22 protein-coding genes, 1 pseudogene and 1 riboswitch are annotated in these 21,285 nt (G+C 54.7%); of the genes and pseudogenes, 4 read left to right on the top strand and 19 right to left on the bottom strand.

Annotated features, from left to right (window positions below; all coding sequences use genetic code 11):
* Positions 1 to 4: 4 nt before the first annotated feature.
* From AC6CHQ_RS13455 to AC6CHQ_RS13380, 16 genes are all read right to left on the bottom strand, one after another.
* On the bottom strand, positions 5 to 454 hold the full coding sequence (locus tag AC6CHQ_RS13455; RefSeq protein WP_498081794.1) for a GlcG/HbpS family heme-binding protein: 450 nt from the start codon (positions 452 to 454) through the stop codon (positions 5 to 7).
* A 61-nt stretch (positions 455 to 515) separates the two neighbouring features.
* Positions 516 to 1,241 carry an SDR family NAD(P)-dependent oxidoreductase gene (locus tag AC6CHQ_RS13450; RefSeq protein ID WP_498081793.1) on the bottom strand — a complete coding sequence of 242 codons (726 nt, stop codon included), beginning with the start codon at positions 1,239 to 1,241 and terminating at the stop codon, positions 516 to 518.
* Between the two features lie 11 nt (positions 1,242 to 1,252).
* Complete coding sequence (locus tag AC6CHQ_RS13445) at positions 1,253 to 2,677, bottom strand: FAD-binding protein (protein ID WP_498081792.1); 1,425 nt, start codon at positions 2,675 to 2,677, stop codon at positions 1,253 to 1,255.
* Entirely contained in the window at positions 2,674 to 3,567 is an 894-nt protein-coding gene (locus AC6CHQ_RS13440) for an isocitrate lyase/PEP mutase family protein (RefSeq protein WP_498081791.1), read from the bottom strand. Before AC6CHQ_RS13440 ends, AC6CHQ_RS13445 begins: the two co-directional genes overlap by 4 nt.
* Positions 3,568 to 3,582: 15 nt before the next feature.
* Positions 3,583 to 4,380: an adenylyltransferase/cytidyltransferase family protein gene (locus AC6CHQ_RS13435; protein ID WP_498081790.1), complete on the bottom strand. Its 798-nt coding sequence runs from the start codon at positions 4,378 to 4,380 to the stop codon at positions 3,583 to 3,585.
* Positions 4,381 to 4,415: 35 nt separating this feature from the next.
* Positions 4,416 to 5,369: a VOC family protein gene (locus AC6CHQ_RS13430; RefSeq protein ID WP_498081789.1), complete on the bottom strand. Its 954-nt coding sequence runs from the start codon at positions 5,367 to 5,369 to the stop codon at positions 4,416 to 4,418.
* 344 nt (positions 5,370 to 5,713) lie between these two features.
* Positions 5,714 to 6,505, bottom strand: coding sequence for a 2-keto-4-pentenoate hydratase (locus AC6CHQ_RS13425; RefSeq protein WP_498081788.1), 792 nt, complete (start codon positions 6,503 to 6,505; stop codon positions 5,714 to 5,716).
* 92 nt (positions 6,506 to 6,597) lie between these two features.
* Positions 6,598 to 7,077: a flavin reductase family protein gene (locus AC6CHQ_RS13420; protein WP_498081787.1), complete on the bottom strand. Its 480-nt coding sequence runs from the start codon at positions 7,075 to 7,077 to the stop codon at positions 6,598 to 6,600.
* A gap of 24 nt (positions 7,078 to 7,101) precedes the next feature.
* Positions 7,102 to 8,094, bottom strand: a complete 993-nt coding sequence (locus AC6CHQ_RS13415; RefSeq protein ID WP_498081786.1) for a VOC family protein — start codon at positions 8,092 to 8,094, stop codon at positions 7,102 to 7,104.
* Between the two features lie 39 nt (positions 8,095 to 8,133).
* Positions 8,134 to 9,327, bottom strand: coding sequence for an acyl-CoA dehydrogenase family protein (locus tag AC6CHQ_RS13410; protein WP_498081785.1), 1,194 nt, complete (start codon positions 9,325 to 9,327; stop codon positions 8,134 to 8,136).
* Between the two features lie 23 nt (positions 9,328 to 9,350).
* A complete protein-coding gene (locus AC6CHQ_RS13405) occupies positions 9,351 to 10,208 on the bottom strand; it encodes an alpha/beta fold hydrolase (protein ID WP_498081784.1) in 858 nt (285 codons plus the stop codon).
* Positions 10,209 to 10,552: 344 nt separating this feature from the next.
* Entirely contained in the window at positions 10,553 to 11,488 is a 936-nt protein-coding gene (locus tag AC6CHQ_RS13400; protein ID WP_498081783.1) for an SMP-30/gluconolactonase/LRE family protein, read from the bottom strand.
* A 12-nt stretch (positions 11,489 to 11,500) separates the two neighbouring features.
* Positions 11,501 to 12,796: a TRAP transporter large permease gene (locus AC6CHQ_RS13395; RefSeq protein ID WP_498081782.1), complete on the bottom strand. Its 1,296-nt coding sequence runs from the start codon at positions 12,794 to 12,796 to the stop codon at positions 11,501 to 11,503.
* Positions 12,781 to 13,299: a TRAP transporter small permease gene (locus AC6CHQ_RS13390; protein ID WP_498081781.1), complete on the bottom strand. Its 519-nt coding sequence runs from the start codon at positions 13,297 to 13,299 to the stop codon at positions 12,781 to 12,783. The genes AC6CHQ_RS13395 and AC6CHQ_RS13390 overlap by 16 nt, the downstream gene beginning before the upstream one ends.
* Positions 13,300 to 13,365: 66 nt before the next feature.
* Positions 13,366 to 14,391: a TRAP transporter substrate-binding protein gene (locus tag AC6CHQ_RS13385; protein ID WP_498081780.1), complete on the bottom strand. Its 1,026-nt coding sequence runs from the start codon at positions 14,389 to 14,391 to the stop codon at positions 13,366 to 13,368.
* 242 nt (positions 14,392 to 14,633) lie between these two features.
* The gene (locus AC6CHQ_RS13380; protein WP_498081779.1) at positions 14,634 to 15,833 is read right to left on the bottom strand and encodes an MFS transporter; all 1,200 of its coding nucleotides are present in this window, start codon (positions 15,831 to 15,833) and stop codon (positions 14,634 to 14,636) included.
* A gap of 466 nt (positions 15,834 to 16,299) precedes the next feature.
* Positions 16,300 to 16,405: riboswitch (TPP riboswitch) on the top strand.
* Between the two features lie 95 nt (positions 16,406 to 16,500).
* On the opposite strand from AC6CHQ_RS13380, the gene AC6CHQ_RS13375 reads away from it, so the two are divergent.
* The 4 genes from AC6CHQ_RS13375 to AC6CHQ_RS13360 are packed head-to-tail and all read left to right on the top strand — an operon-like array spanning position 16,501 to position 19,833.
* Positions 16,501 to 17,091, top strand: coding sequence for a YkoF family thiamine/hydroxymethylpyrimidine-binding protein (locus AC6CHQ_RS13375; protein WP_498081778.1), 591 nt, complete (start codon positions 16,501 to 16,503; stop codon positions 17,089 to 17,091).
* Position 17,092: 1 nt separating this feature from the next.
* Positions 17,093 to 17,674 (top strand): ECF transporter S component, encoded by a 582-nt coding sequence (locus tag AC6CHQ_RS13370; protein WP_498081777.1) that lies wholly within the window; start codon positions 17,093 to 17,095, stop codon positions 17,672 to 17,674.
* Positions 17,667 to 19,094 (top strand): ABC transporter ATP-binding protein, encoded by a 1,428-nt coding sequence (locus tag AC6CHQ_RS13365; RefSeq protein ID WP_498081776.1) that lies wholly within the window; start codon positions 17,667 to 17,669, stop codon positions 19,092 to 19,094. The genes AC6CHQ_RS13370 and AC6CHQ_RS13365 overlap by 8 nt, the downstream gene beginning before the upstream one ends.
* Complete coding sequence (locus AC6CHQ_RS13360; RefSeq protein ID WP_498081775.1) at positions 19,075 to 19,833, top strand: energy-coupling factor transporter transmembrane component T family protein; 759 nt, start codon at positions 19,075 to 19,077, stop codon at positions 19,831 to 19,833. Before AC6CHQ_RS13365 ends, AC6CHQ_RS13360 begins: the two co-directional genes overlap by 20 nt.
* Positions 19,834 to 19,984: 151 nt before the next feature.
* On the opposite strand, the gene AC6CHQ_RS13355 is transcribed toward AC6CHQ_RS13360, so the two are convergent.
* The 3 genes and pseudogenes from AC6CHQ_RS13355 to AC6CHQ_RS13345 all read right to left on the bottom strand — a co-directional run.
* Complete coding sequence (locus AC6CHQ_RS13355; protein WP_498081774.1) at positions 19,985 to 20,713, bottom strand: YetF domain-containing protein; 729 nt, start codon at positions 20,711 to 20,713, stop codon at positions 19,985 to 19,987.
* A gap of 124 nt (positions 20,714 to 20,837) precedes the next feature.
* Complete coding sequence (locus AC6CHQ_RS13350; protein ID WP_498081821.1) at positions 20,838 to 21,155, bottom strand: Ltp family lipoprotein; 318 nt, start codon at positions 21,153 to 21,155, stop codon at positions 20,838 to 20,840.
* Positions 21,156 to 21,272 (bottom strand): annotated as a pseudogene (locus AC6CHQ_RS13345) (Ltp family lipoprotein); the annotation flags it as partial.
* Positions 21,273 to 21,285: the final 13 nt, after the last annotated feature.

Below are 21,285 nucleotides of genomic sequence, written 5' to 3'. Positions count from 1 at the left end.
TGAATCAGGCCTCCGTGACTTTAAGTTCTTCCAGGACGGCAAGTCCCGCTTCGCATACTTTCATGTCATGCGTATAGTGACCGCCGCTCACGCCGATTCCGCCGATGCACTCGCCGTCCAGATGAATCGGGTAGCCGCCACCGAAGATCACGAGGCGCTCCGTGTGCACGATGCCGTGAAGAAGCGGCGGGTCGTCCTTTAGACGGTCGTACCACTCGTGCGTTGCACGGTTGTAGGCCGCTGCCGAGAACGCTTTGTTCTGTGCGATATCGATGCTCAGGATCGGTGCCCCGTCCTGCGCCGTGAAGGCTTTCAGATTGCCCGCCTTGTCAACGATGGCGATGCTGAACGGCATGCCGAGTTCTTTCCCTTTCACTTCTGCCGCTTCCAGCATCTTCTTCGCCAACGTGACGCTTACGCTCTTGGATTCTACTGCAGTAACAAATTCAGACATGATGATTCCTCCTGTTAGTTAATCTATTTTGTAGTGTGTAACGCAAAGTTTGGAACCGTACTTATAACCCCACCGGGCTCCCCGCACCGAATGCATGGACCGAGGATGCCGTGACCGCCCTGGACTTCGGAAGGCAGAGATCCGTGATCACGTGGGCGATATCGATCGGCTGGAGCCATCCTTCCTTGTTCAGGTCCGGCCCAAGTTCACTCGTCATTTTCGTGTCGACCGGTCCCGGGCAAACCGCGTTCACACGAATGCCGTGGCCTTTCAGTTCCTCCCCAAGCGCCTTGGAAAAGCCGATGACGGCATGCTTGGACGAGATATAGGCGCTGCGGTCAGGACCGCCTTTTGTGCCCCAGATGGAGGAGACGTTGATGATGACGCCATCCTTCCGGGTGATCATGTCGTCCACGAATGCTTTCGTCACGTAAAACGGAGCATCCGTGTTGACCGCGTGGACCCACCGCCATTCCTCTGAAGTCGTCTCCGACAGCGGCTTCTTGAGCATCACGCCGGCATTGTTGATGACGATGTCGATCTTGCCGAGCGCTTCTTTTGCCTTGGTCGCGGCAGCTTCCACATCTGCCTCATTGCTCACATCGCACGGTACGGCGATTGCCTTCACTCCGTACAGGCGCTCCGCTTCTTCCGCCACTTCTTGACATTCGGCCACATTGCGCGCACTGACCGCAATGTCCGCCCCATGGGAAGCCAGCAGCAGGCAGGTTTCCCTGCCGATTCCCCGGCCGCCCCCTGTTACAAACGCCGCTTTTCCTTTCAGCATATCCCCACTCCTCATGTCAGCATTTTGGTCGCCTGCGCGACATATTCGACCGCGTTCTCACCGGCGCGCTTGCCGTATACGAGGCCTCGCAGGACCGAGGTGCCGCCCGGATATTTGCCGTAGTAAAGTCCCGTCATTTCACCCGCCGCATACAGGCCCGGAATCGGCTGGTTATCATTCGAGACGACACGTCCTTGCGTGTCTGTCGCGATGCCGCCGTTCGTGAACACGTTGCAGCAGATGACCGGATAGGCGATAAACGGCCCCTGGTCGATCGGGATCGCCCAGTTCGACTTTGGCGGGTTGATGCCGACCGCTTTCTTGCCGTCCTTTTTGTTGTGGATGAACTCACCCGGCTGGACGGCGGCGTTAAATTCCGCAACAGTCTTGGCCAATGCTTCCGGCGGGATTGATAGCTTCTCTGCAAGTTCTTCGATTGATTCGCCCGTGATCGGCGGCTGTTCCGTCTGAAGGGCTTCCTCGTAATCCGGAATATCGTACAGCTTCTGGTCGGTGATCATATAAGCGATATGATTCGGGCACTCGTAAAAGATCTTGCGCGCGACCGCTTCGTACTGCTCGTCGATCGTCGTTTCTCCTTCATCGGTGAAGCGCTCCCCGTTCAGGTTGACGAGGATGGCATACGGATAGGTCATGACACCCGCTTCTTCACGGTTACTTCGCGGATCGACCGGCTCGGCGTGGAAGGAATCCCATTGTCCGCCGCCCTTCGCGCCGACACGGAGCATCATGCTGATCGCCTCGCCCTTGTTGTACAGGCCGCCTTCCGCGACAGTCGGAATCTTATGGGCATCACGTCCGATGTACTTGGCCATCATCTCGTGGCTGCCCTGGAATCCGCCGGATGCGAAGATGACAGAATTGACGTTAAGCCGGATCGACTCACCGCCTTCAATGCGGACACGGAGATGGTCAACAGCACCGTCGTCGTTCAGACCAAGGTCCCAAACCGTTGCCTCATAGATAATCTCCACTCCAAGCGCACGCGCGCGGAGCGACAGCGTATCGATCAGCGCACGTCCGCCGCCGACCGGCAGCAGACGGGGCTTTGAGGCAGTCAGGAACATCGTCGGCAGGTAGTCGAACTCGACGCCTTTCGACTCCACCCAGCGCAATGTCGGGCCCGCATTCTCATGCAGGGTTTCGATATACGCGCGATCGGCATAGTTGTCCGAGAACGCCAGCATGTCCTCCACGAAGTTGGGCGCCGGCGTGTCGATGTCTTCCATCCGCATGTACGAAGCGGTCCATCGTGAGTTGCCGCCGCGGTTGTCGTAATCAGCGCGCTCCAGGATGACGACTTTCAGATCCTCGTTCCCCTCTTTTGCTTTCTCAGCCGCCGCGAGCGCTGCCGCTGTTCCGGCTGAACCGCAGCCGACGATGGCGATATCAAAATCCACTTCACGACTCATCATTGACCAACCTCCTCGAACGTTTCTTCCTGCACGTATTTGTCTTCCAGTTCCTTGATTTCCTTCAGCTTCACTAGCTCCTGGCGTTCCTGCCATGTGCAGATCAGGGAGTGGATGTTTTCCTGCGATTCCTCGCGCCTCAGCACTTCCAGGCTGTCACGGACCCCCTTGATGGCGGACCGCAGCACCGTGTTGGCGCACAGCATGATATGGAAGCCCATCGCTTCCGCGTCCTTCAGGGACACTAGCGGCGTTTTCCCGCCTTCCACCATGTTGATCAGATGCGGGACACCCGGAACGGCCTTCGGAATTTCCTTTAGAGCGTCAAGGGTTGTCGGGGCTTCGACGAAGATCACATCCGCCCCCGCTTCCCGGTAGGCGTTCGCGCGATCGATTGCGTCTTCCAGACCGTTCATGGCCGCTGCATCCGTCCGTGCGATGATCGCCAGGTTTTCATCCTGCCGCGTGTCGACTGCAGCCTTAATCTTGTTGACCATCTCGCCTTTGGAGATGACCGCCTTGCCGCTGAAATGACCACATTTTTTTGGTGACACCTGATCCTCGAACTGGATCGCGGAAGCCCCCGCCCGCTCGAACTGGCGGACCGTCCGCATGAGATTCAGCGCATTGCCGAACCCGGTGTCCCCGTCGACGACGATCGGAATCGTCGTGACATCCGCCATCCGGCTGACGACATCCGCGATTTCCGTCGATGTCGTCAGTCCTACATCCGCCCAGCCAAGCTGTGCATTCGAGATGCCCGCACCGGTCGCATACACCGCCGGGAAGCTGAACTCTTCCACGAGGCGCGCCGTCATTGCGTCATAGGCACCCGGCATCAAAAACGCTTCGGGTTGTTGCAACAGTTTCCGGAACTGCTTATTCCGAGTCATTCCATCTCCCCCTATTTAAATGGCCGAATAGGCCGGTTTCTTGAGTTCATGGTGCCAGGTGATGACCGTCCTGGAATCTTCCGGCAGGGTCATCCGGCGGAAGTCGATCTTCTCCCTGCAAAGCACGTCGATCATGCCCGTTTTCTCTTCGCCGCCGGAAGTGACGGTCACCCGGTAAGCACCCGGCGCCGGAAGCGTGTAGTACGGCAGCAATCCGTTCCTCGGGCACCATTCCACCCGGTACGGCTCGCCGAGCAGCCGGTTTGTCATGCCGATGTCCCCTTCGGAAAGCGCCTCACGGATCCGGGTCGAGCTGATCTTCTCCCCGTACAGGTCGACCTCCTCAACTACCGTCACCCTGTACGCCCCATCGCCGTCCGTTTCAAGCGTCGAGATGTTCCCGGCGCCCATCTTGCCGTACGTATAATCAAACCCGCAGACGACATGGACTGCATTCAGCCCCGCGAGATAATCGCCGGCGAACCGCTCCGGCGAAAGTCCCGCGAACTCGAGGCTGAACTCGACGATCAGGAAGTAGTCGACTCCGAGCTCTTTCAGCTTTTGTTTCTTCGTTTCAATCGGCATCAGGTAATCCACCTGCTTTTTGCCGCGGGACAGCACACTTTTCGGATGTGGGAAAAAACTCATCACGGACAGCGGCAGTCCCCTGCGGTCTGCTTCCCGCTTCGCTGTCCGGATCACTTCCTGATGGCCCGAATGCAGTCCGTCAAAGAAACCGAGGGCAATCACATGATCGGGAAGACTCAGCTGCCAGTGGCACAGGTTGTCATGGTTGATCTCGATGGTTTTCATTCCGCATCACCTCTTCAGTGTGGTCAGTCCGTGGCTCAGGCCATGATCGTCACGTTGTTGTCTTCCTTGTCGGACACCGTGTCGCCCCAGTACGTGTTGCCGAGGTCACGCTCCGCGAGCGTCCATTCGACCGGCTCCCAGTCCGGTTCGAAAATCAGGTAGCCGCCCGTGAACAGCTCCACCCGGCAGCCGCTCCCCGGATCCATGACATACAGATAAAGCGCCTGCGAAATCCCGTGCTTGCCCGGCCCGATAAACCTCAGACCGTTTTCCTTCAGGATGTCCGCGGCCCGCAGGATGTCCTGCGAGTCATCCGACCAGTAGGAGATGTGGTGAAGGCGAGCCGGCGACGGAAGCGACGGTTTCTGGATAAAAGCCAGGTCGTGAACAAGCGATGTGACGCTCATCCAGCCCGCCAGCACGTTGCCGTCATCGTCACGGACATACTCCCGCATCTTGAATCCGAGCTGCTCCCGTAGAAAGTCATAAGTCAATGCCGCATCCGTATCGGTATGGATGTTGACGTGGTCGAACCGGCGAGGAGAGACACCTTTCGCCCAAGCCTTGTACGTCTGGTTTTTCAGCACTGAGCGGCGGTGCTCATCCGCTTTCGGTTTTTCCACATCGTAGTAAAGCTCGAACTGGTGTCCGCTCGGGAGCGGGAATCGGATCGCTTCCCCGATCCCCGGCGTCGTGCCGGCAGGAACCGCTTCCACTTCGACCCCGTCCTGTTCCAGAAGCTCCCGGAACGCCTGCACATCTTCCGGATGCTTTGTCCGCCAGCCGATATGGCGAACCTGTCCGCTGTCCCCCGCTTCAAGGGAAAGCGTATGATGCTGGAAATCCCCCCACGCCCTGAGGTAGTGGACGCCGTCTTTTGCTTCCGTCTCCTCCAGGCCGATGACTTCCTTAAAGAACCAAAGCGACTTTTCCAAATCTGATGAGACCAGCGCGACATGACCCAGCTTCGCAATTTCCGGATGTGCCATTTTCCATCCCCCCGACGCATTTTGTATGCGGTTTCATTTCTGTTGTGTTTATTGTATCTAAGGAAGTTTTACAGTTGTACAACAGAAAACAACGAGATTCCGATGCTTTTCCGGTAGTTTTTATTAGTTTTTTCGGAATATTGTCGAGAATGAGTTTCCGGCGAAGATCTCACCCTATGGTTTCCGCAATTTTATACGGTTTCGTCATTCATCCGGCCAGTCTCGTCATTCAGCCCCGCAATCTCGTCATTCACAGCCGATATATCGTCTTTCACAGTAAAAGTCTCGTCATTCGCCACCGCTCCCACTAAAAAAGGGACCGGCCCAATGCCGATCCCCTCTCCTCAATTCATCACTTCTTCTGTCGCAAATGAGACCGAGACGTCGCCGAGTTTGCCGAAGTCGGCCCTGAATTCGTCTCCAGGTTCGAAGGGAACAGCCGCTGCGAGGGCGCCGGACAAAATGAATTGTCCCGCTTTCAGTTCAATGCCGTATTCGGCGACGGCATTGGCGAGCCAGGCTACCGCTTTTGCCGGGTTCCCCATAACGGCCGCTCCGGTTGCTTCATCGAGGAGCTCGCCGTTCTTATAGGCCTTCATCTCAACGCCGGCCAGATCAATGCCGTTAAGTTCTGTCCGCTTGCTGCCGAGAACCGCCCCTGCAGACGATCCGTTGTCGGCGACCGTGTCTTCGAACTTAAACTTCCAGGCCTGGATCCGGCTGTCGATGATTTCAACCGCCGGGACGACATAGTCCGTCGCGGCAAGGACATCCTCCGCCGTCACGTCCGGTCCTTTCAGGTCCTTTTTCAGGAAGAATGCAATCTCGAATTCCACTTTCGGCTGGATGAACGCTCCCGCTTCAACGGGTACATCACTTCCGTAGACCATGTCATCGAGGATATGCCCGTAGTCCGGCGTATCCACGCCGAACATGTCCTGCATCGGCTTGCTCGTCAGGCCGATTTTCAGCCCTTTCAATTCTGCTCCCTGTGCAATACGCTCCCGGATATTCAGAAGCTGGATCTGGTAGGCATCTTCGACTGTGATCTCTTCTTCTCCTGATGTAAACGGCTCGATCGGCTTTCCGGTCCGTTCCGCTTCTCTCAATCGCTGTGCGGCTTTCACTCTGTCCATCATTTCTCTCCCCCATCCTTTAAACATGCAGGAGGCGGACGCTCGCCCTGACCCGGGTGATCGCCGCCTTCTGCCTTTCTTCAAATCTTCTCTTATACGACGCTGAGTTCCTGCTCTTCAAGCGCGCGGTACTTGCCGCAGTAGAAGATGAGCGGGTCTTTTTCTTCCAGCTTGATATCCGTCACTTCTCCGATAAAGAGCGTGTGGTCGCCTTCGACATGCTCGTTCACGACGTTACAGCTGATCTGCGCGACAGCATTCGGAACGACCGGCAGGCCATCCAGATCCTCGAACGCGCATTTTTCCCCGTCTTTCAGCTGGCCGGCGAACATCATCGAGAAGTGCTGCTGATCGTCGGCGAGAATGTTGACGGCAAAGCGGCCGGATTCTTTCACACGGTCCAGGAACTTCGCCCGTTCACCGATTGAAATGACCACCAGTTTCGGGGAAAGGGACACCGACATGAAGGCGTTGGCGGTCATGCCGAACGGCTCATCGCCCACCTTCGTCGTCAGGACGTTGACACCTGTAGCAAACTTGCCCATCGCATTGCGGAACAAACGGTCATCCATAGCGGATTCCTCCTTTAATAGTCATCAGGCCTTGATCGTCGGGTTATTTTCCGGCTTGTTGTCCATCTGATCGCCCCAGTAGGTAAATCCGATATCCATCTCATCGACCGTCCAGACAATTGGCTCCCAGTCAGGCTCGAAGATGAGGTAGCCGTTCGTGAAGATCTCAATGCGGACACCGCTGCCCGGGTCGATGGCGTAGATGTACATCGCCTGCGAGATGCCGTGCTTGCCGGGCCCCTTGAAGTAGATGCCGTTTTCCTTCAGGATGTCCGCCGCGCGGAGAAGATCCTGTGCGTTGTCCAGCCAGTACGAAATGTGGTGGACGCGGTTCGGCGTCTCGGCATGCGGGTCGAAGCTGAGCGCGATGTCATGCACGAGCGGCGTGACGCTCATCCACGAACCGGCCAGTTCCCCGTCCGGCATTTCGACACATTCGCGCATCTTGAAGCCGAATTTATCCGCCATGAACTGGGACAGGTCCTTGACCGAGTAGTTCGTCAGCAGGTTCACGTGGTCGATTCGGCGCGGCGATACCCCGCGGGACCAGGAGCGGTGCGTTTGGTTTTTCAGGACCGAGCGAGTTTCAGGCGAAGCGAGCGTCTTTTCCATCTCGAAGTAGATCTCAAAAGTATGCTCGCTCGGCGTCTTGAAGCGGAACGACTTGCCCTGTCCGGCTTCAGTTCCCTCCGGTACCCATTCCACCTGGATGCCGTCGTTCTCAAGCACTTCCGCAAAAGCGTCGACGTCTTCCGGACGCTTCGTGCGCCAGGCAACATGATCAAGACGGGACTCTTCACCCGCACGGATCGAGAGCGTATGGTGCTCGAAGTCGCCCCATGCGCGTAGGTAATGGACGCCGTCTTTTTCTTCGGTTTCTTCAAGCCCGATGACTTCCTTAAAGAACCAGAGAGACTTTTCAAGGTCTGTCGACACAAGTCCGAAGTGGCCGAGCTTGGAGATTTCCGGCTGGACTTTGATGCGCTGCTGTTCCTGGACAGTTTCGAGTTTCGTCATGTTGAATGGCCCCCTTATATAAATGAATGATTTCGTTGATCAGGCAAAGTACGTATTCGGCTCAAGTCCGCAAATGGTGCGCCCGTATGTCTCGATCAGGCTGGATGGAGTGATGAATCCGTGTAGGTGCATCGCGAGGAAGTCCCGGTACACCAACTGGAACGTGTTGCGGTTATAGGCAAAGACGGAGCCTGCGCCCGCGACCATCAAGTCGATCGCTTCCTTGCATAGCTGGTTGGCGTAGCCGAAGTCGGCTTTGATCTTGATGCTTTCCGCCTGGGTAAGCTCCTTGCCGCTTTTCGAATACTCATCGAGCATGTCGACGGCGCGGTACAGATGCATCTCCGCAGAGTCGATCTTCAGCTGGGCGGTCGCGACCTGCTGGTGAGTGATCGGCGCTTCGCTCATCTTGTCGTAGAACGTGTTTCCGATTCCCGCCTTCATGACGCGCTCCATATGAAGGTCCATCGCAGCTTTCGTGATGCCGAGTGCGGCAGCCACGATCGACAGCGTCAGTGATGGCACGAACGGCGTCCGGTAAAGCGGGATGTCGCGGAGCGGTTCGATCATGTAATGACCCTTGGTTGCCAGCCGGTCGAGAGACACCCGGTGTTCAGGAAGGAAGACATCCTTCACTTCGACGCTGTTGGAGCCGGAGCCGCGGAGGCCGACGACATTCCAGTCATCGAGGACCGTGACGTCTTTTCGCGGAAGGACCATGATCGCCATCTCCATGCCGCCGTTCCCGTCATCAACCGGGAAGCCGAAGTAGAACCAGTCGGCGTGCGGGCTGCCGGATACGAACGGCCATTTTGCTTCATGGATCTGGTAGCCGCCCTCCACTTTGTCGATCTTGCAGGTGATCGGCTTGAAGTTCCCCGCAAGCACGACATCTTCGCCTGCGCCGAAGATATCATCGAGGCACTGCTGGCCGAATGCGTAGGAAATCATGTAATCCCGGATGTTCGACAGTGCGACAAACCAGCCCGCCGACCCGTTGCCGCGCGCGATTCCAGTGACGACATCGAGGTAGGTGCGCATATCGGTCTGGTGGCCGCCGAAGATTTCCGGTCGGAGAACTTTCAGCAGGCCCGCGTCCTGGAGCTTTTTGACGACCTCATCCGGCAGTGCGCTTTCCTGGTCGATCTTCAGGTTCTGTTCCCGCAGTTCAGGGATGAAGCTTTCCGCCCGCTCTTTGAGCTCCGTACGGATATCTGTTGCTACTTGTGTCATCTATAATCGCTCCTTCTCGTGGTTTAGACAGGCTCGGCAACTTTACCGCGGCTGAAGAATTCCTTCGTGAGACCGAGGAAACGGTCTTTCTGCTCAACCTGCGCCCAGTGGCCGCAACGCTTGAATACATGCAGTTCCGCGTTTTCCAGGTAATCCATGACATACAGGCTGCTTTGGAGCGGAACGAACCGGTCCTGATGGCCGTGGATCAGCAGGAATTCCTGCTTCATGCGCTTTAGCGCGGACGGCGGCACCAGCATGTCGGACAGATGCGAATTCGTGAAGTTCTCCCTGTACGAACGACGGACCTCTTCGCGGCTGAAGATCTCGAAGCGTTCATCGACAATGGCCTGAAGCTTATCTTCCATGCCCTCCAGGTCATACAGGAACCAGCTGAGCAGGTTGTACATTGACTTCTTGGAAGGGTCCTTATGGAAGTTGGCAAGCTTCGCGAGTTCCGGAGTCGGCTCGGTCAGGCCTCCGCCCGCTCCCATCAGGACGATCCGGTCGAAACGGTCCGGTGCTTCCATCGCGAGGAACAGGGAAATCACGCCCCCGAGCGAGTTCCCGACAAGATGTGCCTTGTCGATGTTCAGCGCATCCATCAGATCCAGAACCTGCTTCAGGCGCCAGTTCATCCACTGTGCCCCGTTTTCCGGATACTCTGTCGGATGGTCGGTGTCGCCGAAGCCGACCAGGTCGGGTGCGATGACATGGAACCGGTCTTCGTATTCCGGAAGGATCGCTTTCCAGTTGGCCGCCGCACTCGCTCCCGGGCCGCTTCCGTGGAGAAGGATGACCGTTTCCGAATTGCCGACGCCCCCCTCGTGGATATACGTTTCGTAATCGCCTGTTTTGACTTTGCGCTGTTTGATTGCCATGTGTATCAAGCCCCTTCTGTGTTTGTTTGGTTCGAAAATCAGCTCGCTGCCACGATACTGCGGATGACATCCCGCTGTGTACCGCAGTCGATCGCCACCCGGACTGCCATGGACCGGTGCCCCAATTTGGTTCACTCGACAAGTACTGACAATATTTTTGATAACGCTTACATCGTTCTTGATGAAATATTACGACAATGGTTCATTAACAATCAATGACTATTGGAATCTCCGTGTGTGCTTCATAGTTTTCCATCCGTTTACCAATAAAAACTTACGGAAAAGCGTCTTTGCATTTTAGCATTTTAATAGCACCCCAAAGTTGGAGCGCCTATTGTGTCACATTAACCTTTCCGCGAGAAGGCTCGGGCTTCTTCAGAAATACCAGTCACGCTGACTTCCAGCTGTATGACCTTTCCCGCGGCCGGCTCCCGTATTCTCTCGTCTTCCGGGAGCAGTTCAGATGCAGTTGTAACGTACAGGCAGTCCCGGCCGAAGGCACAGGACGTCGCATGTGTGACCGGCAGCTTCACTCGCTCAAGCAACTGTCCGGTCTCGCCGCAAACCTTGCACAGAACCGCGTTTTCTTTAAACCGGTCCGCAACAAACTTGGATTTAAATAACGCGACCCATAAGTCCCCATTCGCATCCATGGTCATGCCATCCGGAAAGCCGTCTTCTCCGGGAAAGCCTGCTAGCCTTCGGCGGTTAAGCAATAGGGGGCCATCTTCGAGCTCCATTACCCAAATAGCACCTGTGCCCGAATCCACATGATAGAATTTCTTTTTCTTTTCATTGATCGCAATCCCGTTGGATAGGATCAGTTCATCATTAAATTCCGTCACTGTCCGGTCCGGCCCGATACAATAGAGTCTGGCAGGATGATGCGGATAGGGTTCCAGCGCAGTCGCCGGATCTTCCTTGAATGCCTTGAAGCGATGATCCACTGTCCCTACCCATATCCGCCCCAGGGAGTCTTTATGGGCATCGTTCAGGAGGATATGCGGCTCCAAATCAAAGGAGAGATAGTCTTCAAGCATCTCCGTATGGCGGTTGAACAAGAAGATTTCATGCATCGCCACCAACAGATAGTGATCCTGATCGTGTTTGATCACCGATGTCACCGGAAACGGCAGCTTCCAGACTTCATGGTCACCGGTTACGACATCTTGGCTGATTACGCTTTTCGCTTCCAAGTCAACAAACAGCAGACGGTTGATTTCTTCATCCCAGAGCGGCCCTTCCCCGAATCGTGCGGTATAGCCTTCAATCGCTTTCAATTTACTTCCCCCTTACGTATCCGTAATAGACGGCAGCCAAGTCACAAGCGCCGGCAAAGTTGTAATGATGAAGAGCAGCACAATCATTAGCGCCACATAAGGCGATGCGGCCTTTGTCATCCTGATCAGACCCACACTTCTCCCCTGCTTGTCCGATACTTGCATCATGACAAACAAATTCATCCCAAGCGGCGGTGTGATGGCCGCAATTTCAAGGGCGATGATCATAAAGATTCCAAACCAGATCATGTCAAAGCCATAGATGGCCATGATCGGGTAAAGGATTGGTGTCATGATCAGAAGGATGGACACGACTTCCATAAACATTCCAAGAACAAAAAGAATCAGTGTGACAAGTGCCAGGAATGCCCATTTATTTATATCTGCCGCCTCAAAATAAGCTTGGATGGTCTGCGGCAATTCGATCAGTGTGATAGAAAATCCGAAAAGGAGTGCCGATCCCAAGATGAAACAAATCATTCCTGTATTCGCGGCGGAAGCCCGCATCACTTCGATCAGTTCCTTCCACCCGACACTCCGGTAGACGATTACCGCAAGCAGAATACTGACTACCGCAGCAACCCCCGCGGCTTCCGTTACCGTGAAAATGCCCGAATAGATTCCTCCGATAATAATAACGGGGAGCAAGAACAGCCACATCACTTCCTTGAGAGCAGTGAACCGCTCTTTCATCGGTGCCTTTTCCCTGCGCTTCAGCCCCCGCGATGTAAAGACAATAAACAAGATAAATAAACTGATGAGAACAATCCCGGGGATGATCCCTGCCATGAAAAGCTTGCCGACTGATTCCTGGGTCATTGCGCCGTATAGGATCATCGGCCCGCTCGGCGGGATTAAAATACCCAGTGTTCCCGCACCTGCGACGACGCCGTATGCCAGCCGTTTCGGATAACCCATCTTGATCATTTCCTCAGAAGCGATGTAACCGAGTGTTAGAACGGTCGCGACACTGGAACCGGTTAAAGCCGAAAAAAAGGCGCACGTAATGACGGTGGCAATCGCCAGCCCTCCCGGAAGATGTCCAAACCACGCATCGGCAGCACGGAATGCCCGCGTTCCCAGACCGCTCTGCAGGATAATCTGACCGGTCAGAATAAAAGCCGGAATAGCAACCAGCATGCTGTTATTCAAGGAGTTATACATGACCTGTGGTATTTGAAGGTTCGCGACATCCGCCCCCATATAAACGATCAGGATTCCGGAACTGATCAGCAGCATCGTGAATGCCACCGGCATGCCCAGAAACAGCAGCAGCAAAAACAACCCGATAATCACTGCGTATTCCATTCGCCACCTCCTGACTGCACTTCCGGATCGGGCATCCAGATCACCAAGATTCTCCGGACAATGGAGAGGACAAGGAGGACAAAACCAATAAACACAAACGCTTGGGGAATCCAGATTGGCACCTGGAGAAGTGACAGATCTTTTGTATTGAACGTAAGTGACTGCTGGAACATGTCAAAAGCCAGCTTGGAAATGTAGAGGAACAGAGCAAGGCTGACTGACATAAGCAAGGTTTCCAACATTCTTTTCATACCGGGATTCAGCTTACCTAAGAGGATATCAACCCGGATGTGCTCATTTTTCTTCATTGCATAGGAAGCGGCCAGGAATGATGCGGCGATGAACATATAAACCGTGACCGGCTCGACCCAATGCGCGCCAATGTGAAAATATCGGGCAATGACACCCCAGGTCACCGCAAAACAGATCAGGAAAACTGAAATACCTGCGAGAGCGCCTGCAGCATCGATGACTCTGTCCATCAGTCGCATAACCCATTTCATCTTGCAATCCCCCCTTCTAATAAGAAAGAGGACAAAAGCAGCAATCTCTCTTGTCCTCCCGCTTTGTTATCTGTTGTCTTCGATGATTTTCAGAACTTCTTCTCCTACAGGTCCGGCCTCTTTAATAAACCCTGCTTTCAATTCCGCAAATACCGATTCAAATGCAGCCCGGTCGATTTCATGGCCTGTCATTCCTTCACCCTCAAGGGCAGCAGTTGCATCCGCATAAACCGCTTCCTGTTCTTTCGCGATCCAGTCCTGGGCTTCGGCTGCGGCTTCCAGCAATACATCCTGTGTCTCTTCGTTCAGACCGTCCCACCATTTCTGATTAACCGAAAGCAGAACGATACCAGCGTTGAACTTCCCCGAGTACCGATTGCTATACTCGAAGTATTGCATTGCCTGGAACCCTGCAACTGATGAGACAGCGGCGTCAATTGTTCCACGCTGCAGTGCCTGCGCAGTTTCGGCGCTGGAGATGGAGACCGGTGTCCCGCCCACCAACTCTACAAACCTGGACATTGTAGGGCTTGTCGTCCTTACCCGCATCCCCTCGAAGTCTTCTGGCTTCAGAAGCGGTTCGTCCGTTGAAGCAAAATAGGCAAAGCCTGAATCTGTCCACAGCAAGGGCTTTACGCCAAAGTTCCCCAACTCTTTTTCAAACACCTCAGCCAGCCCATTTTCAAAGCTTCTGTGAACATGAGCGTAGTCATCAAATACAGGCAAGGTCGAAAAATCGGCAAGTGGTAATTGGGATGACCACATTTCCATCGTGTTCACTCCCATTTCGATCTGTCCGCTTGAGACGGCATTCGGCATCGCCGTATCAAGATAGAGCTGGCCGGACGGATAAATTTCGATCTCGATCTTGCCGTCACTTTTTTCATTGGCCAGTTCTGCAAAATGCTCATATCCTTTTGAAGCGAACAAGCCGACAGGATAGCTGTGGGCGAGCTTCGCTTTCACTTCCTGAATCTCCCCGCCGCCTTCGGAATCAGCTTGGGCCGCCTCCCCTTCTTCCCCATCCGCCGAAGAACACGCGGACAAAAGCACAAGAAACAGTCCGAGCACAGTCCATGAGAATTTCTTCATTTTCAAATCCCTCCCGTTTGATGTCCTTGCATTTCTCCAACTCAATGGCCAAAAGGCATTTTGAAAGCGCTTTATCCAGTTAAGTTGACTTGATTATAGAGGACAGGCCGTCAGTGTTGTTCAGGAGGATTTGTTTGATAAATCAATAAACTTAGTAGATTTATTATGGACGGGCCTGACGGTTCCTTCTATGCCGCAGAAAAAAGAACCTCCCATGAAACTGGAGGTCCTAATTAGCTTGCTTATTCAACAGAAACTTGCGGAGCACCGGTTTTGGCCCTCGGCATTTTCACCGCGACATACCAGACCAGCGCCAGTGCAAACAGGCCGACGGTGCTGATGAGGAGCGGGAAACGCCCGATGTCCTGGTTGAACAGCTGCATGATCGCTCCGAAGACGAATGGTCCAAGGATACCGCCAAGCCCCTGTGCCACAACGACGAGACCGACATAGGAAGTCCCGGAATTCGGCGGCGTCGCCTCGGTGACACGCGCGAACACACCCGGAAGCCCAATGCCCATCCCTGCGCCTCCGATGATGCTTCCGATGAAGATCATCGTCAGGCAATGGGAGAAGTAGCAGACCAGCATCCCCACACCCGTCATCAGGACGGCGACCGGCAGATAAGAGACCGGGAGCAGATGCTTGACCTTCCCGAAGACAAAACCGGCGAGGAGTGTTCCGAACGTAAAGACGGAAATTGCCATGCCCGCCTGTGTCGCAGTGCCGAGCTGGTCGTTCTGGATGACAACCGAAATGTTGGTCACATAGCCGAAGATCAGAGCGGAGTAAACCATCTGTCCGAGTGTGACCGAATAAACCACTTTCGGTGTTTTGACTTTGACCTTTCCGGCTTCCGCCTGGCCTTCCTTCTTTTTTGGTTCCGGCAGGTAGAGGAACGTCAGCGCCAGGATGAAGATCGGAAGCAGGTATGTGAGGAACCCGTACTGCCAGCCGAACGCATCCGCCAGCATGCCGCCCGCGAGCTGGTAGAAGATCGCTCCGATGCAGGCAACGGTGGACGTACCGAAACCGATCAGGAAGTCCTTCTCGCGTCCTTCGAAGAAGTCGGTGATGATATCAATCGACAGTGGCATCGTGATCCCTACACCGAGTCCGAGCATCCCGCGGAAGGCGATGATGAGCGGCAGATTATCTGCAAGGAAGAATGGCATGGTTCCACCGATGACGAACAGCGTCAGACCGGTGAACAGGAGATGACGCTTGTTAAAACGGGCAGACAGCTTGCCATAGAAAAGTGCGGGAAGAATCTGCAGCAGGCCCGGGAACGTCGCCACCATCATCACGATGGTCGGGTTATAATCCGGGAACGCCTTGATAATGTCGGCCATGATCGACCCGGCAACGCCCGCCGCCACGTCCTGGAACGCGATGAGCACAATGAGGAACTTCAGGAAATTGCGGTTGATGTTTCGCTTCATAAGATCCCCCTTAATGAATTGAACCTCACAACAATCCGACAGGAGCCGTGTTTACCTTTTTTATAACGGACCAGCAGATCGTCCCCCTTTCTCTCCCTCCGGAGAAGCAATAATTTGAATTGAGAAAGCGCGAAATTTATTTAAAGCGCTTACATCTATTCGCTCACTTATTGTATTTAAAATTTTCTGTATATTAAATACTGAAAGGTAAAGTCCATAGATGGTTACCGAATTACCTAGTCGATGGTGGTAAATAGTTGTGGAAATCAACAAGCGACATGAGTTAAAAGACCCACCAAAATCTAATTGGAATTTTCTGTTTATCCATAAATACCCAAACTCTTTTTCTGCCTTCATGTTCCAGGGCGTCAGGCTTAGAGTTAATTGGACCCCCTTTACTTCCCCGCCCCCTTCCTCTACACTGGAGGCATCGGGGCAACCCGGGACACAACAAACTGTATACCGTCAATTGCACTGGGGGTGCCCGTTACGGGCTGAGATGAGAGCGCTGCTCCGATCCCTTTGAACTCGATCAGGTTAGGACCTGCGTGAGGAAGTGCGGCGAGTTTCATTGCGCCCTTCTGTTAATGGGCATGTTCTGAAATTACGGCTGCATCTTCACGGGTGCAGCTTTTTTGTGTTCATTTTCAGAAGGGGGAATTTAGAAATGGAAGAATTGCAGTGTGGAATGAGCCCAATCGTGGGGTTCCGGTTTACGCTCAATCCGATGACCGATGATTTTGTGGCGGTCATCAAGGGAGCGCTTAAAGAGGTGGACACGTCCGCGGTATGGATGCACACGGATGATGTGTCGACGGTCATCCGCGGAAAGCAGGTGCATGTGTTCAACGTGGCGAAGGCGCTGGCCCTCCACGCAGCGAAAACCGGCGTGCATGTGGCGCTGAACGGGACATTTTCGGCGGGCTGCCCTGGGGACACCGCGGGAGATGCCTACCTGGACAAGCCGGATGAGGTGCTGAACAACGACCCGACCAAGCAATATGTATCGTCGCAGTTTGCATTGTATCCGATGAATAATCCGGATTACATGTCGGTCATCTACCGTGAAGTGGAGCGCGCGAAAGAACGCGGCGTCTTCAATGAGTCAATGCATTACGCGAGCGGGATCCATGGGGATATCCACGATGTGTTCGACTTTTATGAAAAGACGTTTACCCACGCCCGCTCCGAGGAGCACCGCCATCTCGTTATGACGGTCTCGATGAGCATCAACAGTCCGTCCCACGGAGGGAAATGACATGTTGAAGTCATGGAAACTCAAAGAGATTGTGCTCATGTCCCTGTTCGGGGTGGTATTCGGTATCGTGTATCTTGTCGCCATCCACTTCGGGAACATCTGGGCGGGCCTGATCGGGCCGATCGCCTATGAGTGGATGTTCGGCATCTGGTTCATCGTGTCGATCCTGTCGATGGCCATCATCCGCAAGCCCGGTGCCGCGGTGTTGCCGGAGACGATTGCCGCCATCATTGAAGTCATGCTCGGCAATGCGGTCGGCCCGCGCCTGATCTTGTCCGGAGTTATCCAGGGTCTCGGCGCCGAAGCGGCATTTGCCGCCACCCGCTACCGGCACTTTAATCTGGCGGTCATGATGCTAGCAGGCGCCGGTGCTGCGGTGTTCAGCTTCGTTTACGGTTACTTTGTCTCGGGCTATGCCGCGCTTGACCCGTCGTTCGTGCTCCTCATGTTCACGCTGCGCGTGCTGAGCGGCGCCATCATTGCAGGAATAGGCGGCAAGTACCTCGCCGACGGACTGCTGGCAACTGGCGCGCTCCGCGGTTACGCCATTTCCCGACCGAAACAGGGTGGGGCCGGTGCATGATCCGATTCTTGCGCTTGAGGATGCCTCATTCCGTTTTCCTGTTGACCCGGACAACACGTTGAACGGCTTGACGTTCGATATCCACCGAGGCGAGCGGGTCGTCATCAGCGGGCCGAGCGGCTGCGGCAAAAGCACCCTGCTTTACCTGCTGAACCGGTTGTATCCGCTGAACTGTGATGGAATTGTGGAGGGTGACATCCGTCTGTTCGGGAAAAGTGCCGACGATTACCGGCCCGGGGAGATCAACCGGCTGATCGCGACCGTCTTCCAGGATCCGGACTCCCAGTTCTGCATGACGACCGTCGAGGAGGAGCTCGCCTTCACGATGGAGAACTTGCGGGTTCCCCGTGCTGACATGGAGCGACGGATTGTGAACGTGCTCGATCAGACCGGACTCGCGGACTTCCGCCATTCGGTCATCCAGTCCCTGTCCGGCGGCCAGAAGCAGCGTGTTGCCACTGCCTGTGCACTTGTGGCAGAGCCGGAGGTCCTCCTTCTGGACGAACCGCTCTCCCACCTCGACCCGCTGACCGCCCGGAATTTCGTCCGGTGGTTGGACAGCCTTCAAAAGCAGACCGGCCTGACGATTGTCGCGGTGGAACACCGGCTTGATCTGTGGGAGGGATTCTTTGAAAGGGAGATTGCACTCGGCTCGGAAGGCCGGCTTCTTGCGGACGAGCCGGCCGTCCCAAAAGCTCCGGTTGTTTTCCCAAAACGCGCCTCCGGCATCACCGGCAGGCCTGCCCTATCTGTATCGGACCTGTCGGTTGAAATCAGCGGGAAACAGCTGCTTGCTTCGCTTTCATTTGATGTGAGTGAAGGCGAAATCGCCGTCATCGCTGGACCGAACGGGAGCGGGAAATCGACTCTTGCCAAGGCGCTCTGCGGCATTTACAAACACTCCGGTACCGTCCGGTCACCCGGCACCGGATACGTTCCCCAGTCACCCGAATTCCTGTTTCTGACGAATTCCGTCGGGGACGAACTCGCCTTCTCGGGCTTAGTTACGACGGAAACGCAGGACGATCTCGCAAAACGGCTGAAGCTCATGCCCATTTGGGATGCGCATCCGTTCTCGGTCAGCCATGGACAGAAGCGCCGCGTCGCGATTGGCGCAATGCTCGCCGACAACCGCCCGGTCATCATCATGGACGAACCGACATCCGGCCAGGACGCGGCAGGTCTGCAGGAGCTATTTTCGCTTATTGACGAACGCTCCCGGGAAGGCATCACATTCCTGATCATCACCCATGACATGGAATTCGCCGCGGCTGTCGCAGATTCGATTTTCTTGGTTAATGAAGGACGCCTGACCGGAAAATTCAAAGCGGAGGATGTGTGGGCGGACTCTGCACTGCTGTACACACACCACCTTCTCCCGCCGAAAGGAGCGGACAGCCGTGAGCCGGCTTTTGCATGACATGAACCCGTCGGTGAAGTTCGTCATCGTGACTGTCTCCATGCTCACGCTGGCCTTCTTCTTTGATCCATGGACGCCGCTACTTTTCTGGATCGCGATCCTCGTCCTTCAAGTGACGATGAGCCGGATCAACTGGAAGCTGTGGGCGCTCATGATGCTGCCCTTCACGCTCGGCGCTGTCGGATACCTGTGGACGACACTCGTCTTTGGAGCGGACACCGGCGGTGAAGTCATCGGCTCCTTCGCTGGTATCCAAGTCACTGATACGCAATGGGCCCATGCCTGGTCACTGACTTTCCGGGTTATGGCCTTCTCGACGCTGTCGCTGCTGTTTGCCTTCACCACGAATCCGGTCACCTTCGTCATGAGTCTCATGCAACAACTCAAGATCTCGCCGAAAATCGCCTACGGCACGATGGTCGGCTACCAGTTCCTGCCCGTCTTGAAAGACGAACTCACCCAGATCCGGCAGGCCCAGCGCCTCCGCGGGGTCGGCCGGGACCGGCACTGGTGGCAGCGGATCGCCGGCACCAGACGCCTCCTGATCCCGATGCTCGCCGGAGCCGTACGAAAAGCCGAACGCGCCGCCTTCGCGATGGAAGCGAGGGGATTCACCGGAGAACGGCGCGAAGAATTCTATCGGCCAGTGAAGGTGAGCGGTCTCGATTATGTATTGGCAGGCGTGTTTCTGGCAGTACTGGCCCTGAGTTGTGCGGGTGGCCTCGTTTTAGGGAAATGAAGCAAGCATCCGGCAATGGGTTGCCGGATGCTTTTTGATTGCCGCTATTGAGAGCGCTCATAGATTTCTACGAGCGCTTTCGGCAGTTCTATGAGCGCTCCGGCCATTTCTATGTGCGCTTATCGAGCTTCTATGTGAGCTTCTTCTAGTTCTACGAGCGGTCACTCTTTGATTGCCCGCCTCTGACAAACACCTTCACCTTCCCGCTCCGTTCCACTGTCGCAAGCAGGACATCCTTCAATTGCACATAGTGCTCTTCTTTCAGCACCGATAAAAACCACGTTTCATCCTTTCCTGCCTGCCCGAGCGCTTGTCGGTCGATCTTTCCTTCCCTCATGACGACAACCGGCAGGTCAAACGGCTCAGGTATCATGTCAAAGCCCTGGCGGGTCGGCCCCTGGTATTGCGGACTTTCGAAAAATGAAATTGTGCCGTCTGGCTCCCATAGCGCCAGCGACAGTTTCCGGAGGTCTTCAATCCTCGCCTTCCGCGCCTCGGAAAGCAGATAATCGATGGTGATTCGGGCTTTTTTCAGGTTCGGATAAACGAGCTGCCCTTTGTCCACGAGCGGGAGCGGCCGGGGCAGAACGAATTTTCGAATGCTCCCTGATTTCAGAACGGCGAAAACACTCGCAGAATAGAGGAAAGCAAGCGAAACCATGGTGATCATCGACCCTTTTAGGCCGAGCCCTTCATCAGACAGGGGGTGCGCGATGATATTCCCGATTGTGATCGCGACTGCAAAATCCAGCAGGCTCAGCTGTGAGATTGATCGCTGCCCCATAGCCTTGACCACAATCAGCAGAAAGACATAGGAAACAATCGCCCTCAAAACCCACTGCATGGCGGTCAGCGTTTCTTGGGGTTGAAAAAACTCCATCGGAACCGCCCCTCTCGGCTGTTTTCAGCCAGTGTGTCCAATGGGAGCAGAGGTTTACACCCTTTTACTAAGACGAGAATTCGCCCTCATCCACTAAATAGGATGAGGGCGAATTCTCTATTAATTATTCCAAATGGTTTATAGCGTAATCGGCTTCTTCTTGTGTGAATTTTTCGCCGTGGGGAGAAATTAGCTGATCTCTTATTGCTTCTGGAGACATGCTCATTGATTCTTGATAACTTTTAGCTTTTGCTAAGGCATTTTCATTATAATCAGCTTTCAAGTTGTCAACTGCGTATTGTGCCTCGTCTTCAGTAAATCTCTCACCATGTTCAGAGATAAGTTGTTCGTAGATTCCCTGTTTTGACATGTGCATGGTATTTGAATAAGATTCACCCTTTATTAATGCATTTTCTTTCCAATCGAATTCTAGCTTACTCATTGCATAATCTGCCGCTTCTGCAGAAAACTTTTCACCATATTCAGAAGTCAATTGATCATAAATACCGTTTTTAGACATATTCATGGTTTTCGCATATGATTCAGCCTTTACAAGAGCAGATTGATACTCT

It is taken from the genome of Bhargavaea sp. GQ12, assembly GCF_059758705.1.
Note: the sequence above shows the minus strand (reverse complement) of the source record. Positions and strands in the feature narration are given on the sequence as shown.